At 64.6% G+C, this 13,588-nt stretch carries 15 protein-coding genes; 6 read left to right on the top strand and 9 right to left on the bottom strand.

Going from position 1 to position 13,588, the window contains the following annotated elements; genetic code table 11:
- Window positions 1-163: 163 nt before the first annotated feature.
- From arfB to ACIA8C_RS09285, 3 genes are all read right to left on the bottom strand, one after another.
- Window positions 164-592: an alternative ribosome rescue aminoacyl-tRNA hydrolase ArfB gene (arfB, locus tag ACIA8C_RS09295; protein WP_397132654.1), complete on the bottom strand. Its 429-nt coding sequence runs from the start codon at window positions 590-592 to the stop codon at window positions 164-166.
- Between the two features lie 225 nt (window positions 593-817).
- The gene (locus ACIA8C_RS09290) at window positions 818-1,030 is read right to left on the bottom strand and encodes a hypothetical protein (RefSeq protein WP_397132652.1); all 213 of its coding nucleotides are present in this window, start codon (window positions 1,028-1,030) and stop codon (window positions 818-820) included.
- A 168-nt stretch (window positions 1,031-1,198) separates the two neighbouring features.
- The gene (locus ACIA8C_RS09285; RefSeq protein WP_397132650.1) at window positions 1,199-2,065 is read right to left on the bottom strand and encodes an alpha/beta fold hydrolase; all 867 of its coding nucleotides are present in this window, start codon (window positions 2,063-2,065) and stop codon (window positions 1,199-1,201) included.
- A 98-nt stretch (window positions 2,066-2,163) separates the two neighbouring features.
- Between ACIA8C_RS09285 and ACIA8C_RS09280 the strand changes: the two genes are divergently transcribed.
- Complete coding sequence (locus ACIA8C_RS09280; protein WP_397132648.1) at window positions 2,164-2,580, top strand: winged helix-turn-helix transcriptional regulator; 417 nt, start codon at window positions 2,164-2,166, stop codon at window positions 2,578-2,580.
- A gap of 21 nt (window positions 2,581-2,601) precedes the next feature.
- Here the strand turns inward: ACIA8C_RS09280 and ACIA8C_RS09275 are convergent, their stop codons facing one another.
- Window positions 2,602-3,174: a TetR/AcrR family transcriptional regulator gene (locus ACIA8C_RS09275; RefSeq protein ID WP_397132646.1), complete on the bottom strand. Its 573-nt coding sequence runs from the start codon at window positions 3,172-3,174 to the stop codon at window positions 2,602-2,604.
- A gap of 64 nt (window positions 3,175-3,238) precedes the next feature.
- On the opposite strand from ACIA8C_RS09275, the gene ACIA8C_RS09270 reads away from it, so the two are divergent.
- Window positions 3,239-3,730, top strand: coding sequence for a hypothetical protein (locus ACIA8C_RS09270; protein WP_397132644.1), 492 nt, complete (start codon window positions 3,239-3,241; stop codon window positions 3,728-3,730).
- 344 nt (window positions 3,731-4,074) lie between these two features.
- Here ACIA8C_RS09270 and ACIA8C_RS09265 read toward each other — a convergent pair whose 3' ends face one another.
- Together ACIA8C_RS09265 and ACIA8C_RS09260 are read right to left on the bottom strand one after the other, a co-directional pair.
- On the bottom strand, window positions 4,075-4,296 hold the full coding sequence (locus ACIA8C_RS09265; protein ID WP_397132642.1) for a hypothetical protein: 222 nt from the start codon (window positions 4,294-4,296) through the stop codon (window positions 4,075-4,077).
- Window positions 4,297-4,417: 121 nt separating this feature from the next.
- Window positions 4,418-5,923, bottom strand: a complete 1,506-nt coding sequence (locus tag ACIA8C_RS09260) for a DUF6301 family protein (RefSeq protein WP_397132640.1) — start codon at window positions 5,921-5,923, stop codon at window positions 4,418-4,420.
- A 327-nt stretch (window positions 5,924-6,250) separates the two neighbouring features.
- On the opposite strand from ACIA8C_RS09260, the gene ACIA8C_RS09255 reads away from it, so the two are divergent.
- Window positions 6,251-7,051: a dienelactone hydrolase family protein gene (locus tag ACIA8C_RS09255; RefSeq protein WP_397132638.1), complete on the top strand. Its 801-nt coding sequence runs from the start codon at window positions 6,251-6,253 to the stop codon at window positions 7,049-7,051.
- Window positions 7,052-7,104: 53 nt separating this feature from the next.
- On the opposite strand, the gene ACIA8C_RS09250 is transcribed toward ACIA8C_RS09255, so the two are convergent.
- Together ACIA8C_RS09250 and ACIA8C_RS09245 are read right to left on the bottom strand one after the other, a co-directional pair.
- The gene (locus ACIA8C_RS09250) at window positions 7,105-7,569 is read right to left on the bottom strand and encodes an OsmC family protein (RefSeq protein ID WP_397132636.1); all 465 of its coding nucleotides are present in this window, start codon (window positions 7,567-7,569) and stop codon (window positions 7,105-7,107) included.
- On the bottom strand, window positions 7,566-8,204 hold the full coding sequence (locus ACIA8C_RS09245; protein WP_397132634.1) for a GntR family transcriptional regulator: 639 nt from the start codon (window positions 8,202-8,204) through the stop codon (window positions 7,566-7,568). Before ACIA8C_RS09245 ends, ACIA8C_RS09250 begins: the two co-directional genes overlap by 4 nt.
- A gap of 172 nt (window positions 8,205-8,376) precedes the next feature.
- Between ACIA8C_RS09245 and ACIA8C_RS09240 the strand changes: the two genes are divergently transcribed.
- Entirely contained in the window at window positions 8,377-8,793 is a 417-nt protein-coding gene (locus ACIA8C_RS09240; protein WP_397132632.1) for a hypothetical protein, read from the top strand.
- Window positions 8,794-8,827: 34 nt separating this feature from the next.
- Here the strand turns inward: ACIA8C_RS09240 and ACIA8C_RS09235 are convergent, their stop codons facing one another.
- Window positions 8,828-9,496, bottom strand: coding sequence for a dioxygenase (locus tag ACIA8C_RS09235; RefSeq protein ID WP_397132630.1), 669 nt, complete (start codon window positions 9,494-9,496; stop codon window positions 8,828-8,830).
- 1,054 nt (window positions 9,497-10,550) lie between these two features.
- Here ACIA8C_RS09235 and ACIA8C_RS09230 point away from each other — a divergent pair.
- Window positions 10,551-12,248 (top strand): fatty acyl-AMP ligase, encoded by a 1,698-nt coding sequence (locus ACIA8C_RS09230; RefSeq protein ID WP_397132628.1) that lies wholly within the window; start codon window positions 10,551-10,553, stop codon window positions 12,246-12,248.
- Complete coding sequence (locus tag ACIA8C_RS09225; protein ID WP_397132626.1) at window positions 12,245-13,576, top strand: MupA/Atu3671 family FMN-dependent luciferase-like monooxygenase; 1,332 nt, start codon at window positions 12,245-12,247, stop codon at window positions 13,574-13,576. The genes ACIA8C_RS09230 and ACIA8C_RS09225 overlap by 4 nt, the downstream gene beginning before the upstream one ends.
- The last annotated feature ends 12 nt before the right edge of the window (window positions 13,577-13,588 follow it).

Raw genomic sequence — 13,588 nt, 5'->3', positions numbered from 1 at the left:
CACAACCGCCGCATACCGTTCTGCTGGAGCCTGGGCTGGCCGAATGCACGTGCCTGTGCTCAGGCTGCCGGCGCCAAGTGGGTGCACACGAGTGCTTGGGAGCCGGGCCTGTTCGACAACGATCGTGCCGCCGAATACCCAGACCTGTGGCGCTGCCTGTCGGCTAGTCGTCGGGGGAGGCGCGGCGGTTGCGTTTGGTGACGCCGCGCCGCTTCTTCGCGGAGATGCGACGTTCTTTTGCTCCGCGCGAGGGCTTGGTTGCGCGGCGAACCGGTGGCGGGGCGGCAGCGGCGTCACGCAGTAACGAGGCCAGCCGTTCGCGCGCGGCCGCGCGGTTCTGCAACTGTGCACGTTGCTCCGACGCGGCGATTGTGAGTACCCCGTTGACCAGTCGGGTAGCCAGGCGATCGAGCATCCGGGTACGCAGCCACTCCGGCACCGAGGGTGAGTTGGCGAGGTCGAACGACAGCTCTACCCGACTGTCGGTGGTGTTGACGTGCTGCCCTCCCGGGCCGGACGACCGCGAGAACCGCTCACGCAACTCGGACCCGGGTATCACCAGCCCCCGAGTCACGGTCAGGTCCTCTGCCATGATCCGACGCCGCTCTTTCCGATCCACGAATCGACCAGGCCACGCCGGTCTGGTCGCGACTCAATGGTGACCTTGTCGTTCACGATAGCGACGACCTTGTCGACGTGTAACGAGCAGCCCGTCCGAACACGCCGTGACCCGCGCCGGTCGAGCAGGCCTGGCGAACGTACGCAAATATCCGAATAGCGTGTGTCCCCCAGAGTCGATGCCCGGCGCGCCCTTCGCTTATTTCAGGAGTTCGGTCACGGGCGCGAACGCTTCCATGTCTGGTTCCATCATCGTGAAGTAGGTGTCCCCGCGGTCGCGGCATTCACGCACACGGTCGGCGATCTGCTGCGGCGTACCGACCAAAACACCGGGCGCGGTGCGGATTCCGTCCCAAGTGGCACGCGAGCCGGGCAGAGCCATCGTGACGCAGAAACGGAACTCGCTGATCATGATGTCGAACGTAGCAAGCGGCGACAACCGACGTAATTGGTCGGCTGTCCGCCGATTAACTTGGGGGAGCGGCCAATTGGGGGACTGGATCCTCGAAAGGGTCGTCTCCCCGAATGTCCGGAATCGCCGAGTATTGGGTGCCCATGGCGGCGCCCTGCGATTGCGTGATCAGGCGCGTCGGTCGGCGAGGAAGGGCAGCAGGAGGCTGAGCAGTTCCCGGGGCCGGTCCAACGGGATGATGTGGCCGCAATCCGAAATGACGTGTCCGGTGAGGTTTTCGGCGAACGGGCGTAGCTGCCGTTCCAGCGCGTCGCCGACCGGATGGGCGCCGATCGCCAGAGTGGGTGCGGTGAGCCGACCGGCCGTCACGGCGTGGTTGATCTGGTCGGCACTGGCCGGGAGTGCGCGGTAATAGGAAAAGGCGCAGCGTAGCGCGTCATCTCCGGTGTAGGCGTCGATGAACGCGTCGTGGATATCGGTGCGCACGCCCCGGCCACGGGTGCCAGTGGTGAGAAACCATTCGATATACCGCGCCTCCTGGCCGATCAAGACTGTTTCGGCGAGGCCGGGGACGGCATGGAATCCGAACCACCACGGCGGACCCGCGGCGAGGAAGTCCTCGGCGCCGGGGAGTGTGCCAAGCAGTGCTTCCATGACGACCAGTTGTCGTACCCGGTCGGGGTGCAGCAAGGCGAGCAGGACCGCGACCGGGGTGCCTGCGTCGATCGCGACCACGGCCGCGGTGGGTTCGCCGAGGGCATCGAGGATCCCGGCTACATCGGTGGCCAGCGTGCCTGCGTCGTAGCCGTCCGCCGCACGGCTGGTAGCGCCGAATCCGCGTAGGTCGGTGGCGATGACCCGGTATTGCGCGGACAACGGGCCGATGATCTCGCTCCACACTCGCCAGGTGTGCGGAAAGCCGTGCAGCAGAACGACAGCGGGGCCAGTGCCGGTGATCGCGACATTGGCGCAGATGCCGTTGGTCTCGATCTGGCGCAGCTCGATCGGCTCGGCATGCGGTGGCGTGCAGGACATAGAACCTCCTGGGCAGTTACCATTGGTTACCAGGGAACGTTAGGTAATCTCGGTTGTGCTGCCAAGACGGCACTATGACTACAGGTGGTGAGGTCCAGGTGACTACTCGATCAGCGCACGCGAAGACCGCGGATCGCGGTGATCTGTTCGATTGCCAGTGCCCCACCCGTCAGTTGCTCGATCGCATCGGTACAAAGTGGACGTCGATGGCGGTCAAGGTCCTCGCCCAGGCTGCCCCGGGCGAGGTACGGTTCGCCGAGCTGCGGCGGCGAATGCCGGGTGTGTCTCAGAAAATGCTGTCAGTGACCTTGCAGAACCTGGCCCGGGACGGTCTGGTCACCCGCCGGGTGGAGCCGACAGTGCCTCCACGCGTGCATTATCGGCTCACCGAACTGGGCCTGTCCCTGGAGATCCCTTTGGCGGCATTGCGCACCTGGGCGGAGGACCACATGGCCGAGATCGACCACGCAAACGCCGTCAACAACACCCGAGCCGACCACGCCGTCGTCGAATAACGCTGCTCGGGATCGACGTCGTCAAGATTCCGGTGGCAGGAGACCCGTGGTGATTGCCAGGATTCGGCTGCGCAGACGATCTGTGTCGACCGGAGTGTGCCCCTCGGTCAGTTCGCTGAGGAGCAGCCCTTCCAGCACCGCGATGATGAGTCCGGCCAAGTCGGGGTCGGCTAGTTCGCGAGCCGCCACCGTGTGAAAGCCGGCGGTGATGGCGGTGGCGGATTGTGCGGCCAGCTGGCGGCTTGGCGTGTCGAGCATGAGCAGCAGCCGGGCGCGACTGCGGCCGCGCGCCGGCCCGAGCCAGTGGGCGAGTAGGCCGGTGGTTCTGGTGACTATCTCATCGGCTGGCAGGTCCGTCAGTCGCTGACCCGCTAACGCGGTCTCGATGTCGGTCATTTCCAGCGCGCCGATTCGTTCGAGCACGGCCGATAACAGGGCCTGGCGGGTGGGGAAGTGATAACTGCAGGTGCCGGAGGGGAGTCCGGCCGCGTCGTCGACTGCCCGATGGGTCAGGCCCCGAAGACCTTGATCCGCAATGACTTTGATCGCGCCGTCGGCTAGTAGCTCCTTGCGGCTGGGCTGTATCGCACTCACGGAACAGATGCTACATTTGTAGTAATTGCTACAAGTGTAGTGGCCGTGCGAGTTGGAGGTCTCCGTGTCAACGAATCTTGCTTACCGCATCGGCGCTTGGTGCTGGATAACGACCGGAGCCGTGCACACCGTCCTGGACGTCATCCTGGACATGCTCCCAAAGTCGTTTTCGGAGAACGAAATACAGGACGCGATGCGGTCGCACACGTTCGATCTTCCTGGACTGAAGCGCAGCTACAATGACTTGCTCAACGGCTTCAGTCTCGGCATCGGCATCCTGCTGATCCTGGTCGGCGTGCTGTTCCTGATGCTCGGCCGGGCCGCCGGGCAAGCCCGAGCCGCGGCACTGACCGGCCTGCTCGGCTCGGTGGTACTGCTGATAAACGCGGCCGCACTGCTTCCGCTTCCGCCGATCATCATGTTCTCGGTCGCGAGCGTCGCTTTCGGGATGGCACTTTGGGCGCCTGGCCGAAATCGCGCCCAACCGGCCCACCGACGTGCGTGCCTGAACGAACCGCGCGGAACTGTTCTCGGGGTCGAAGGAGTCAACAGATAACGGTCAGGCCTATTGATCCAGTCGTCGTTCGATCGGGACGGATCGATCACCGCGCAGCCCGCATCGGACGGCGACTAGCTGGCTCGCTGCCGCGCTCTACCGCCTCGTCGCCAAGAACCGGCATCGTCTACCAGGCGGTACGCCCGCCTGTGCCCTCCAGTCGCAGCCAGATCTCCGCTGCGCAACATTGGTCGGATGATCAGGAGGAAACTGTGCTGGCATCGGCCGAGAGGCCAACGACATCAGTTCCCCCTGATCGGTTGTCCAGCAGCATATCTCGGACGCTACCTGCCAGGTGCGGGCAGCGGCACTTACTACCGCGACCCGCGCGGCTCAGCGCTGGCTTAGAACAATCGATCACCCGAAGGCTCCGGCTCAGCCGTTGTCCGCATGTGTACGCGCTCGTCGTCGACGACGTCCTGGATCGCGTCGATCTGATCCTGAACCACCTCGGCGCGCGTCACCAACTCGACCCGGTCTGGTTCGGTGAGGCTCTCGGCACCGAGCTTCTCGAAAACGCACGAGAGCACTGACCGTAGGTCCTCCAGTTTGCTGTCAGACTCCATGAGCCCTCACCCTACGTCCGAACCCAATGAACATCCGCTCATCGGCCCACCGATGTGTGTGCCTGTACGAACCGCGCGGACCTGTTCTCGGGTCGAAGGAGTCGACGGATAGTGGCCAGGCCTATTGATCCAGTCGTCGTTTGATCGGAGCGGGTCGATCGCCGCGCAGCCCGCATCGGACGGCGACTAGCTCGTGCGGGCGGCCGACTGTCCAGGCGTCGCACCATAGTTCGTGCGGGGCACCTGTGCCATAAGCGCGGACGGCGGCGACGGTGGCGTCGGCCATGACTGGGCCGACGGACTTCGTGGGAGGGTAGTTTCGAGTCCGTACCGTCCCATCCACGAGAATGGACGATCCACAGCTGATCGCGGAAAACCAGCCGTGCGCGATGACATCGGAGGCATCCACGCCTACCGCCCAGCCGATTTCGACGATGTTAGGAAGAAGGCGCAGATCGTCGGCGAGCGAGGTGAACAGCAGCGACAGATTGAGGTTGAGCTCTGAAAAACTGTCGGCGCACCACGCGGGCTCTGCCAAATTCCCGATGTAACGCTTTAGTCCGCGCCTCACGTCGAGCTGTAGATGCCACCGCTCAGGCGGCTCCGGGTCGATCCCGCCATCGTATTCCGTCGCATTCACGGACCGATCTTCCAGCCAGTTCTGGGTGGGCTCGGTCGGCGAAAGGCTCAGTTTGATCGCCATCAGGTCCGTCTTGGCACCCCACCACACGTTCCCTCGGTAGCGGCGCGTCAGTCTCGCCGTGACGGCGTCATCGATCCACGTGGTGACCAGTTCGGTACCGCCAGCGATCAGATCCGGAGCGCCTAGCGATGACCGGCATGCCTCGAACGCCGCCCGGTACAAATTGTCGCCCGCGGACCCTGAAGTCGGCAGCTCCAGCTCGAGTTCGCGAACCTCGCCATAGCCGTACGGCTTGTACAGATCGCCCGGATCATCCCTGATATTCAGCGATAAGCCGTCCCCGAGCGAGAGTTCGAGCGCTCGATGGGGCGCGTCGTCGGAGAGTAGTTCGAGCCCGGTTAGCACGGATTCGATCGCGTCACGTGACCATGCGCCGGGGTCGAACCGCACGAGCCCGCCGGCCAGCCGGACGAAGCGAACCTCGTTGTCGGTCAGTTGTTTTCCCGCATTCGCCCACCCATCGGTGTGCCGGTGGCGGCGGTCTGCCCAATTCCGCTGAGTGAGCTGGTTCGTCAGTATCAGATCGATGGTGACGCCGTGTGACACGCCGACCACGAGGTCCTCGATGACCCAACTCGGGCCATTGCGACCACAAATCCACTCTCCAGTCGGGTCGCCCCACGCGTCACAGAACGCTGCGACCGCCTCGGCGAACGTGGCCGCGCCGGGCGCCCCGCTCCCACACCCTTCGGCGGTGATCGGAAGGATGATGGTGTCGAGCCGATCTCCGTGCAGCTGGAACGTCGCGACCGCATCCTCGACAGCGAGCCAGGACCGCGCCCACCACAGCGTGTCGTCGTGCTCGGCTGGAGTTGGCTCGTCCCAGCCCAGATGGGTGCATAAGCCTTCGACATCACCTGCCCGCCAAGTCCAGTCGAAGTCAACCGCAGCGCGCACGACCTCGACCGCACCGGCGAGATCCACCCGAAAATCATCTGACACACAACGACTCTAGCCGCCTGGCGAGGAGCCGCCGCCGGAGCCCACAGTGCGGTGTTGATGGCGAATGTTTGTGCCGCCCATACGGTTATGCTCAGGCGTGACAGACTCCGCCCATCGACAGGGCGTGCTGTGATTCCGCGAGCGATCTCCGAACCTGATGGGCGAGGATATCTATGCCGAACCGGACTCGGCCTTGAATTCGGTCGGGTGGGAACAGGTTGCCGTAGCCGCGGGGAGGGTGCCGGGGGTTAGCCTGGTTCGTCCGGGGGGACGCCTCGGATGCCTGTTGCTGCTTGTTCGGGGAGCCCCATGTCGAATCTTGTACCGGTTTCCGCTCGTTGGACGCGCCTGTCCGATGGGCTCGATGTGTATGCGGCCGTGCCGTCGGAGGGGGCTTCCGCGGCGACCGTGGTGGTCGGCATGGAACTGTTCGGCGTCACTGCCTGGGTGCGGAAGGTGTGCGAGCGGCTTGCGGCAGCCGGCTACGCGGCGATTGCTCCCGATTTCTACTGGCGTACGGCCCGCCACGCCGACCTCGGCTACGACGATGCCGGACGCAAGGAGGGATTCCGACTGCTGGGTCACCTGACGCGTGAGGGAGTTAGTGCCGATACCGAAGCGGCCTTTGCCGCGGGTAAAGAATTGGGGGCCGGGCCCGCTCGCGCGTTCACCGGGTTCTCCCTCGGCGGCCACTTGGGCGTCCTCGCCGCCACCCGCTTGCCGCTCGACACTGTCATCAGCTGCTACGGCGGTTGGACTCTGGACGGTGGCATCCCGCTGGCCGAGCCCGAACCGCCCCTGACGCCCGCGGGCGCGGCGGCTCTTGCCGAGCATGACACGCTGCTGGTCGGGCTCGTTGGCGGACAGGACTTCTTGATCACCGCAGACGAGTGGCAGCGCTTGGGCCAGCGCCTCCAGCAAGGGGGAGTGCGGCATGAACTGACCGTCTATCCCCAGGCCGAGCACGGCTTCCTGTGCGAAGACCGCCCCGCGAGCTACGACGCGAGCGCGTCCGATGACGCCTGGCAGCGGATTCTCGAGGTCCTCGCCCAACTGCCCGGACGAAGCTCGGTCGGTAGACAGGAGCCCGCATCCCCATCGTCACACTGACCTTGGCGCACCGAGCGTCGAATTCGCGCGCCCGGTAGGAAGATTCGCGATAGTCAGCGCACCACCGGCTCGTGGCGGACCGGGAAGTTGACCGAGTTGGCGATGAAACACAACTTGTGCGCCTGCTCGTGCAACGCCATCGCCTGCTCGCGCATACCCGGATCGGCGACCGTCACCTCCGGCCGCAGCACCACCTCGGTGAAGCGGCCCCCGCCACCGAGGTCCTCCCGCATCACGCCGCTGGCCGAGTCGGCGTAGCCGGTGACCAGGACGCCCGCGCGGGAGCACAGGGCGAGATAGGTGAGCATGTGGCACTGCGACAGCGCGGCGACCAGCAGCTCTTCGGGGTTCCACCGGTCCGCGGTGCCCAGGAAAGCCTGGTCGGCAGTGGCTTTCACCGGATCCTTGCCCTCGGCGAGGATGTCGTGATCGCGGCTGTAGTCGCGGTAGCCGGAGGTGCCGGTTCCCGCGTTCCCGGTCCACCGCACTGTCACCTGGTAACTGTGTTCCTTGCTCAACTGGTCGCTCCCTGCTCGGGTTCGGCCACGACGGACATCGTGGCCAAGACGTGGTCGCGGGCTTGTGCGGCAGTCGCGTTCGGGTCGCCCGCGGTGATCGCGGCGATAAGGTGGCGGTGCTGATCGTCCACGCGCGCGGGTCTCGGTGGCGCGTTCAGCGATGTGCGAGTGGACACGATGATCCGATCCCAGATCCGGTCCAGTACCTCCAACGCCAGTGGGATATCGGCGAGTTCGGCGATGTGGCGATGGAAGGCCCGATTGTGCTCGACACCGGCGGCGAGATCGCCCGCGCGGGTTGCCGCGTCAGCCAGATCGGCGTGTTCGGTGAGCTTGCGCAGCGACGCAGGGGACAGCTCACCCGCCCGCTGACGCTGTGCGGCCAGTTCCGCGGTGAGTGCCTCCAAGCTGGCCCGCATCAGGTACGCGTCACGCAGTGCCTTGCGATCCAGGTCGACCACCGTGACACCCCGGCGCGCGGCACGCACCAAACCGTCACTTTCCAAGCGCCGCAACGCTTCCCGCACCGGTGTGCGACTGACACCGAGCCGATCGCACAACTCCTGCTCCCCGACCGCCTGCCCCGCGGCAAACACCCCGACCACGATCAGCTCACGTATGTCCTCGTAAACCACACCACACCCTTCGCATCCGTTGTATACAAAGGATACGGTACCAGCCCAGTCAAGCCGATGGCGTACCAACGGCGGTCCGGTTCGCCGTTGGTGGACCGATAGATACTGCTGAGTGTGGGGCGGCAATCTTTGTGGCGTACCAACTTTCATTGCATCGAGAAACGGGAACACCATGACTGCCAGTCTCACCACCTTCCGTAAAGTGGCCTTCGCCATGGTTACGATCGCGGCGGCGTTCTTCGCCGTCTCCGCGGGCGCCAGCGTTGCCAGTGCCAGCGGCGTCTACACCGAGATCAAGTTCGCGCCGAATACCGACCATGGCACCGTGACCGGCTACATCAACCGCGGCTACACCGACGTCTGGGTGCTCGACGCGCGCGCCGGTCAGCAGATGACCACCGACCTCATCTCGCATTACACCTCCGCGTCCGGCACGGCGCGCTTCGACATCGCGGCACCCGACGGCCAGGTGATCTGCCGGGACAACACCTGGAGCCAGCTCCGGCTCCCGCAGACGGGCAAGTACCACGTGACGCTCACGTCGCCGCAGGACGACGCCTCCTACACGATGAACGTCGAAATCATCTGAGGCACAGTTGATTCGACCACGGTCCGCCCCCTTGTCAGCGGAAGTTCAGGATGAAGTCGAACGTCCCTTCCTCCCCCGCGGGCACGGCGCGGACCGTCATCAGCAACCGACGGTCGAAGATGGAATCGGTGTTGTTGCGGGGCTCACCGGGGAAATAGAGCTGAGTGGTGAGCACCCGCTGGTTGGGTGCCTGCACCTTGACATGGATATGCCGGGTGCGACCCGGGTACAGACCCGGCACGATGGTCGACAGGCTGAATCGGCCACTCGCGTCGGTGTACTGATGTCCACGCCAGTCGAATCCCGAATTGTCATAGGCGCCAGCATCATCGGCCTGCCAGAAGTCGAGCAGCGCCTTGTCCACCGGTCGGCAGGAGCGAGTGAACACGTAGCCGCTGACCGTCAGCCGAGTGCCCGGCGCGCCGGGGATCACCAGATCGCTGCGCAGCGGCGAGTCCGGCTTGAAGTAGGGGCCTTCGGTCTGCGCGACGGTGGCCGCGTCCCCGTCGTGGCAGGCGGGGGTCGGCTGCAGATCGTCCGGCAGGGCCCGCGGGGCTTCGCCGGGGTTACCGCTGCTGGTCGCCGCACCGGCGGTCAGTGCCGCGGCGGCGGGTACCGCCAGTAAACCGAGTTGCAGCAGGCGTTTTCGGGTAATCGCCTGGGGGAGCTCGGCGTCGTTATCCGGAGACTGGTGGATGGTCATGATCTGGATCTCCTCGTGGGAAACAGGGTGAGCCGGGGTGTGCGGGGTTCGCGCCGTGTGCCGGTGGGCAGCGGACGGCGTGCTAGAAAGGCTTCGCCGCAGACGGGCCGCCGACGCTCGGCGTCACGCGACACCGCGTGAAACACAGTGCCAGCGAAGACATTTCGAGCTTTGAAGTAACAAAGACGATAGGCCGCGGTTGGTGACCAGGCAAGGGGCCGGGCCTGCGCGCCCGGCTGGCGCGATGCCAGGTAGGCGGGATCCTTTGTGTCATAAGGAAACTGGCGATGATAGCGCTCCTCGCGGCCTGGCGCCGGTGGCTCCCCAGTTGTCGGGTAGAGCTCGGTAGCCCGCTGAGGCTGGTCCTTATGGAGAATCAATCCTGCGATTCGATGCGAATTTGATATGCGTGACGATTTACTCACTGGACATCATGGAGCCTGAAATCCATTGGAACATCGCGAATTGTGAAATATCTGCGCTAATTATTCGCTCCATCGCCTACGGAATTGCGCCGACGTCTCGACAACGATCGGATAACAGCAGTCACGACACGCCATCGGGTAGCGGGACTATGACGTCGACGTGTGCTTCGCGACCAAATCGCCGATTCTGACTCTTGCAGTGGCCGCCGATCGCGGCTTTCCGCGGTCGGCACATTCCTCGACCCATCCGCGACACTCGCGGCGACGAACTAGGAGGAACACTCGACCACTGCCGTTGCGCCTCACTAGGAAAGGAGCGCAGTGACACGCATCAGTCCGATACGTCCAACTGTCCCACCGTGCCGCTGACGCAACGCTTTCCGAGACTTTCAAGACAACTGACCAGTGCCAGAAGCAGTCGCTTGGTGATGAAGATGCGGACCCTCGCGCCAGAGTTCTGATGTCCGAGTCCTTCTACGGCGTGGGAACTTCGAGCGACGCTCGGTCGATCGGATCTGTGCGAGGATGTGCTGCGCGCGGAGCGTCTCCGCACCCGCAAGGGTGTTTTCCGCAGGCCTGAATGTCGTTCGTCCGGTGTGGCTATTGCTGACTTGGGAGGTCGAAGGTCGATGAGTTACGAACACATATCGCAGCGTCCGTCGACTCTGGCGGACATCTTGGTGCGTCGCGCTATCGAACAACCCACGCGAGTCGGCTATACCTTTCTGGACGGTCGCGGTAATCGCGAAGTCGAGGATTACGCACTTCTATTGGACCGAGTGATCGGCTTGGCGACCAGGTTGCGGGAAGTCAGTGCGCCGGGCGATCGAATCCTGCTGCTCTGCCCGCCGAGTCTCGACATGGTGCACGCGTTTTTCGCCTGCCTGCTGATCCGGCGCGTCGCCGTGCCGCTGTATGTGCCGACCTCGCAACGACATTCCGAGACCGTGGCGGCGATCGCGCGCGACAGTGGCGCCGTTGCCGTCATCGCGCCGCAGTCGGCCACGTCGGTGGCCCGTGACCTGCTCGGTTGGCCCGACGAGAAGATCATCGACAGCGCGGCCACCCCGGGCAATAGCTCCCGGCAACTGCTCGACACGCCGCCGCCCTCGGCAGACGACGTGACGCACCTGCAGTACACCTCGGGTTCCACCGGCAGCCCGAAGGGGGTGGTGGTGCGCCACCGCAACCTCATGCACAACCTCGAGTGCCAACGGCGCGCCTTCGGGCACACCGAGGCCAGCTCGGCCGTGCACTGGCTGCCGCCGTCGCACGACATGGGCATGATTTTGGGCATTCTTTCGCCACTTTTCGCCGGGTACCCCGCGACGCTCATGTCACCGCTGACGTTTCTGCGTAATCCGCTCAGCTGGTTGAATGAGATAGCGGAAAACACGAATACCACTGCGGGCGGGCCGAATCTGGCCTACGGAATCTGCGCCGAGCGAGTATCGCCCACCGAGGCTGAGCAGCTGGATCTGTCGCAGTGGGACGTTGCCTTCGTCGGAGCCGAGCCGGTCAATCCGATCGTGCTGCGAAAGTTCGCCGATAAATTCGCCGTGAGCGGATTTCGCAGGCAGAGTTTCTTCCCCGGCTACGGCCTCGCCGAGGCGACGTTGTATGTGAGCGGTGGACCGGTCGGCTCGGGGCTGCGCACGCGTTCGTTCGCGAGCGACGAACTGGAAAAGGGTGTCGTCGTGGAAAAGCCGAACGGCCGAGAACTGGTCGATCTGGGGCCGGTTGGGGCGGGCACCGTGGCGCTGATCGATCCCGAGACCCTTCGGCGTCCGGAGACGGGGCGGGTCGGCGAAATCTGGCTGTGCGGCGAGAGTGTTACTTCGGGCTACTGGAACAAACCCGAGGAGAGCGAGCAATCATTCTCGGCAGAGATCGCCGATGAGGGCGGAACACCTTATCTGCGTACCGGCGATCTCGGATTCGTGGTCGATGAGCATCTCTTTGTGTGTGGGCGGCTCAAAGAGGTCATGATCATCAACGGACGCAATCTGTTCCCGCAGGATATCGAATGGAGTATCGAATCCACGCATCCGGGACTGCGCCGTGGTGGCTGCGCCGCGTTGTCGACCGAGATAAACGGCGAGGAGCGGCTCATCGTCGTGCAGGAGCTCGATGACGACATCGCGGACGACGGCGTCGCCGCGCTGGAGGCGTCGATCAGATCCGCGGTCAGTCGCGACCACGCCGTAGCGCTGCATCGAGTGATCTTCGTGGACAAGGGCAAGGTGCTGAAAACGACCAGCGGCAAGATCCGCCGAGCGCACTTACGTCACTTGTACGCCAACGAGTCCGAATCGAGGGCCATATGAGCGAGCGCAGCGATACCGCGACGTTTTTCCTGGATTGGGCGAAGCAGCGCCTCGGCCTCGAATCCGTCGACCCCCGGACACCGCTCACCGCGCTTGGCCTGGATTCGGTCAAGGCCGCCGAGCTGTTGACGATCCTCGAGGACCGATTCGGCATCGAGATGTCCGCCGAGGACATCTACGCCGACCTGTGCGTCGCCGATTTGGTCGACGAGGTTGCCAAACACCGTGATCCGAGCGCCGGTGTCGTCGACGCGCCGAGCCGCTCGATCGCGCGGTCCTGCCCGATCGGCTCGGGTGTCGAGTTCGGCCTGTTCTTCTTCGCCAGCGACGCAGAGCGTTCCGGTGCGCAGCGCTACCGGCTGTTGTTCGACAGCGCCCGCTTCGCCGATGCGCACGGCTTCACCTCGATCTGGTTGCCGGAGCGGCATTTCCACAAGTTCGGCGGCCTGTACCCGAATCCGGCCGTCCTCGGCGCGGCACTGGCGGCGATCACCGAGCGGGTGCGGATCAGGGCGGGCAGTGTGGTGCTGCCGCTGCACAACCCGGTGCGGGTCGCCGAGGACTGGTCGGTGGTCGACAATCTGTCGGACGGCCGGGTCGATGTCGCGTTCGCCACCGGCTGGAATCCCGACGATTTCGTGCTGGCGCAACACAATTACCGCGCCAGGGTCGACGTCACACGCGCCGGTATGCGCAGCGTCCAGCAGCTGTGGCGCGGCGAGTCGATCGCGTTGCCGAACGGCGTGGGCGAATCGCGATCGGTGCGCATCTTTCCCACGCCGATCCAGCAGGACCTCGCCGCCTGGGTGACCTGTAGCGGGGGAGTCGAGCGCTTCGAGATGGCGGGTGAACTCGGCGCTAACGTGTTGACCGCCTTGCTCTTTCAAAGCGTCGACGAACTGGCGGACAAGATCACCGCCTATCGCAAGGCGCGAGCCAGGCACGGCCACGACGCCGATGGCGGCAAGGTCACGGTCATGCTGCACACCTTCGTCGGTGACGACGACGCCGCGGTGCGGCAGACGGTGCAGGGACCGTTCAGGAGTTACCTTGCCGATTCTGTCGATTTGTGGCGCCGTGGCGCAGAGGCGCTCGACGCATTGGACGACAGGTCGCGAAACAAGGTGCTGGACTTCGCCTTCGAGCGCTACTACCGAACCAATGGACTGTTCGGCACCCCTGATTCGGCGTTGCCGATGGTCGAAAGCCTGCACCGAGCGGGCGCGAACGAGATCGCCTGCCTCATCGACTTCGGCGTGGCCGAGTCGACCGTGCTCGACGGTCTCGCGTCGCTGGCCACCCTCGCGAACAAAGCACGTTCTCTTTGAGCTTCGGATCTT

The organism is Nocardia sp. NPDC051321, assembly GCF_044455225.1.
GTDB lineage: Bacteria > Actinomycetota > Actinomycetes > Mycobacteriales > Mycobacteriaceae > Nocardia.
The sequence above is the reverse complement of the archived record's forward strand: the minus strand, read 5'-3'. Positions and strand labels throughout refer to the sequence as shown.

Bases quoted from the DNA above. Each gene is read 5' to 3' on its own strand.
- arfB (WP_397132654.1), bottom strand. From the start codon at position 592: ATGGCAGAGGACCTGACCGTGACTCGGGGGCTGGTGATACCCGGGTCC.
- ACIA8C_RS09290 (WP_397132652.1), bottom strand. From the start codon at position 1,030: ATGATCAGCGAGTTCCGTTTCTGCGTCACGATGGCTCTGCCCGGCTCG.
- ACIA8C_RS09285 (WP_397132650.1), bottom strand. From the start codon at position 2,065: ATGTCCTGCACGCCACCGCATGCCGAGCCGATCGAGCTGCGCCAGATC.
- ACIA8C_RS09265 (WP_397132642.1), bottom strand. From the start codon at position 4,296: ATGGAGTCTGACAGCAAACTGGAGGACCTACGGTCAGTGCTCTCGTGC.
- ACIA8C_RS09255 (WP_397132638.1), top strand. From the start codon at position 6,251: ATGTCGAATCTTGTACCGGTTTCCGCTCGTTGGACGCGCCTGTCCGAT.
- ACIA8C_RS09240 (WP_397132632.1), top strand. From the start codon at position 8,377: ATGACTGCCAGTCTCACCACCTTCCGTAAAGTGGCCTTCGCCATGGTT.
- ACIA8C_RS09235 (WP_397132630.1), bottom strand. From the start codon at position 9,496: ATGACCATCCACCAGTCTCCGGATAACGACGCCGAGCTCCCCCAGGCG.
- ACIA8C_RS09230 (WP_397132628.1), top strand. From the start codon at position 10,551: ATGAGTTACGAACACATATCGCAGCGTCCGTCGACTCTGGCGGACATC.
- ACIA8C_RS09225 (WP_397132626.1), top strand. From the start codon at position 12,245: ATGAGCGAGCGCAGCGATACCGCGACGTTTTTCCTGGATTGGGCGAAG.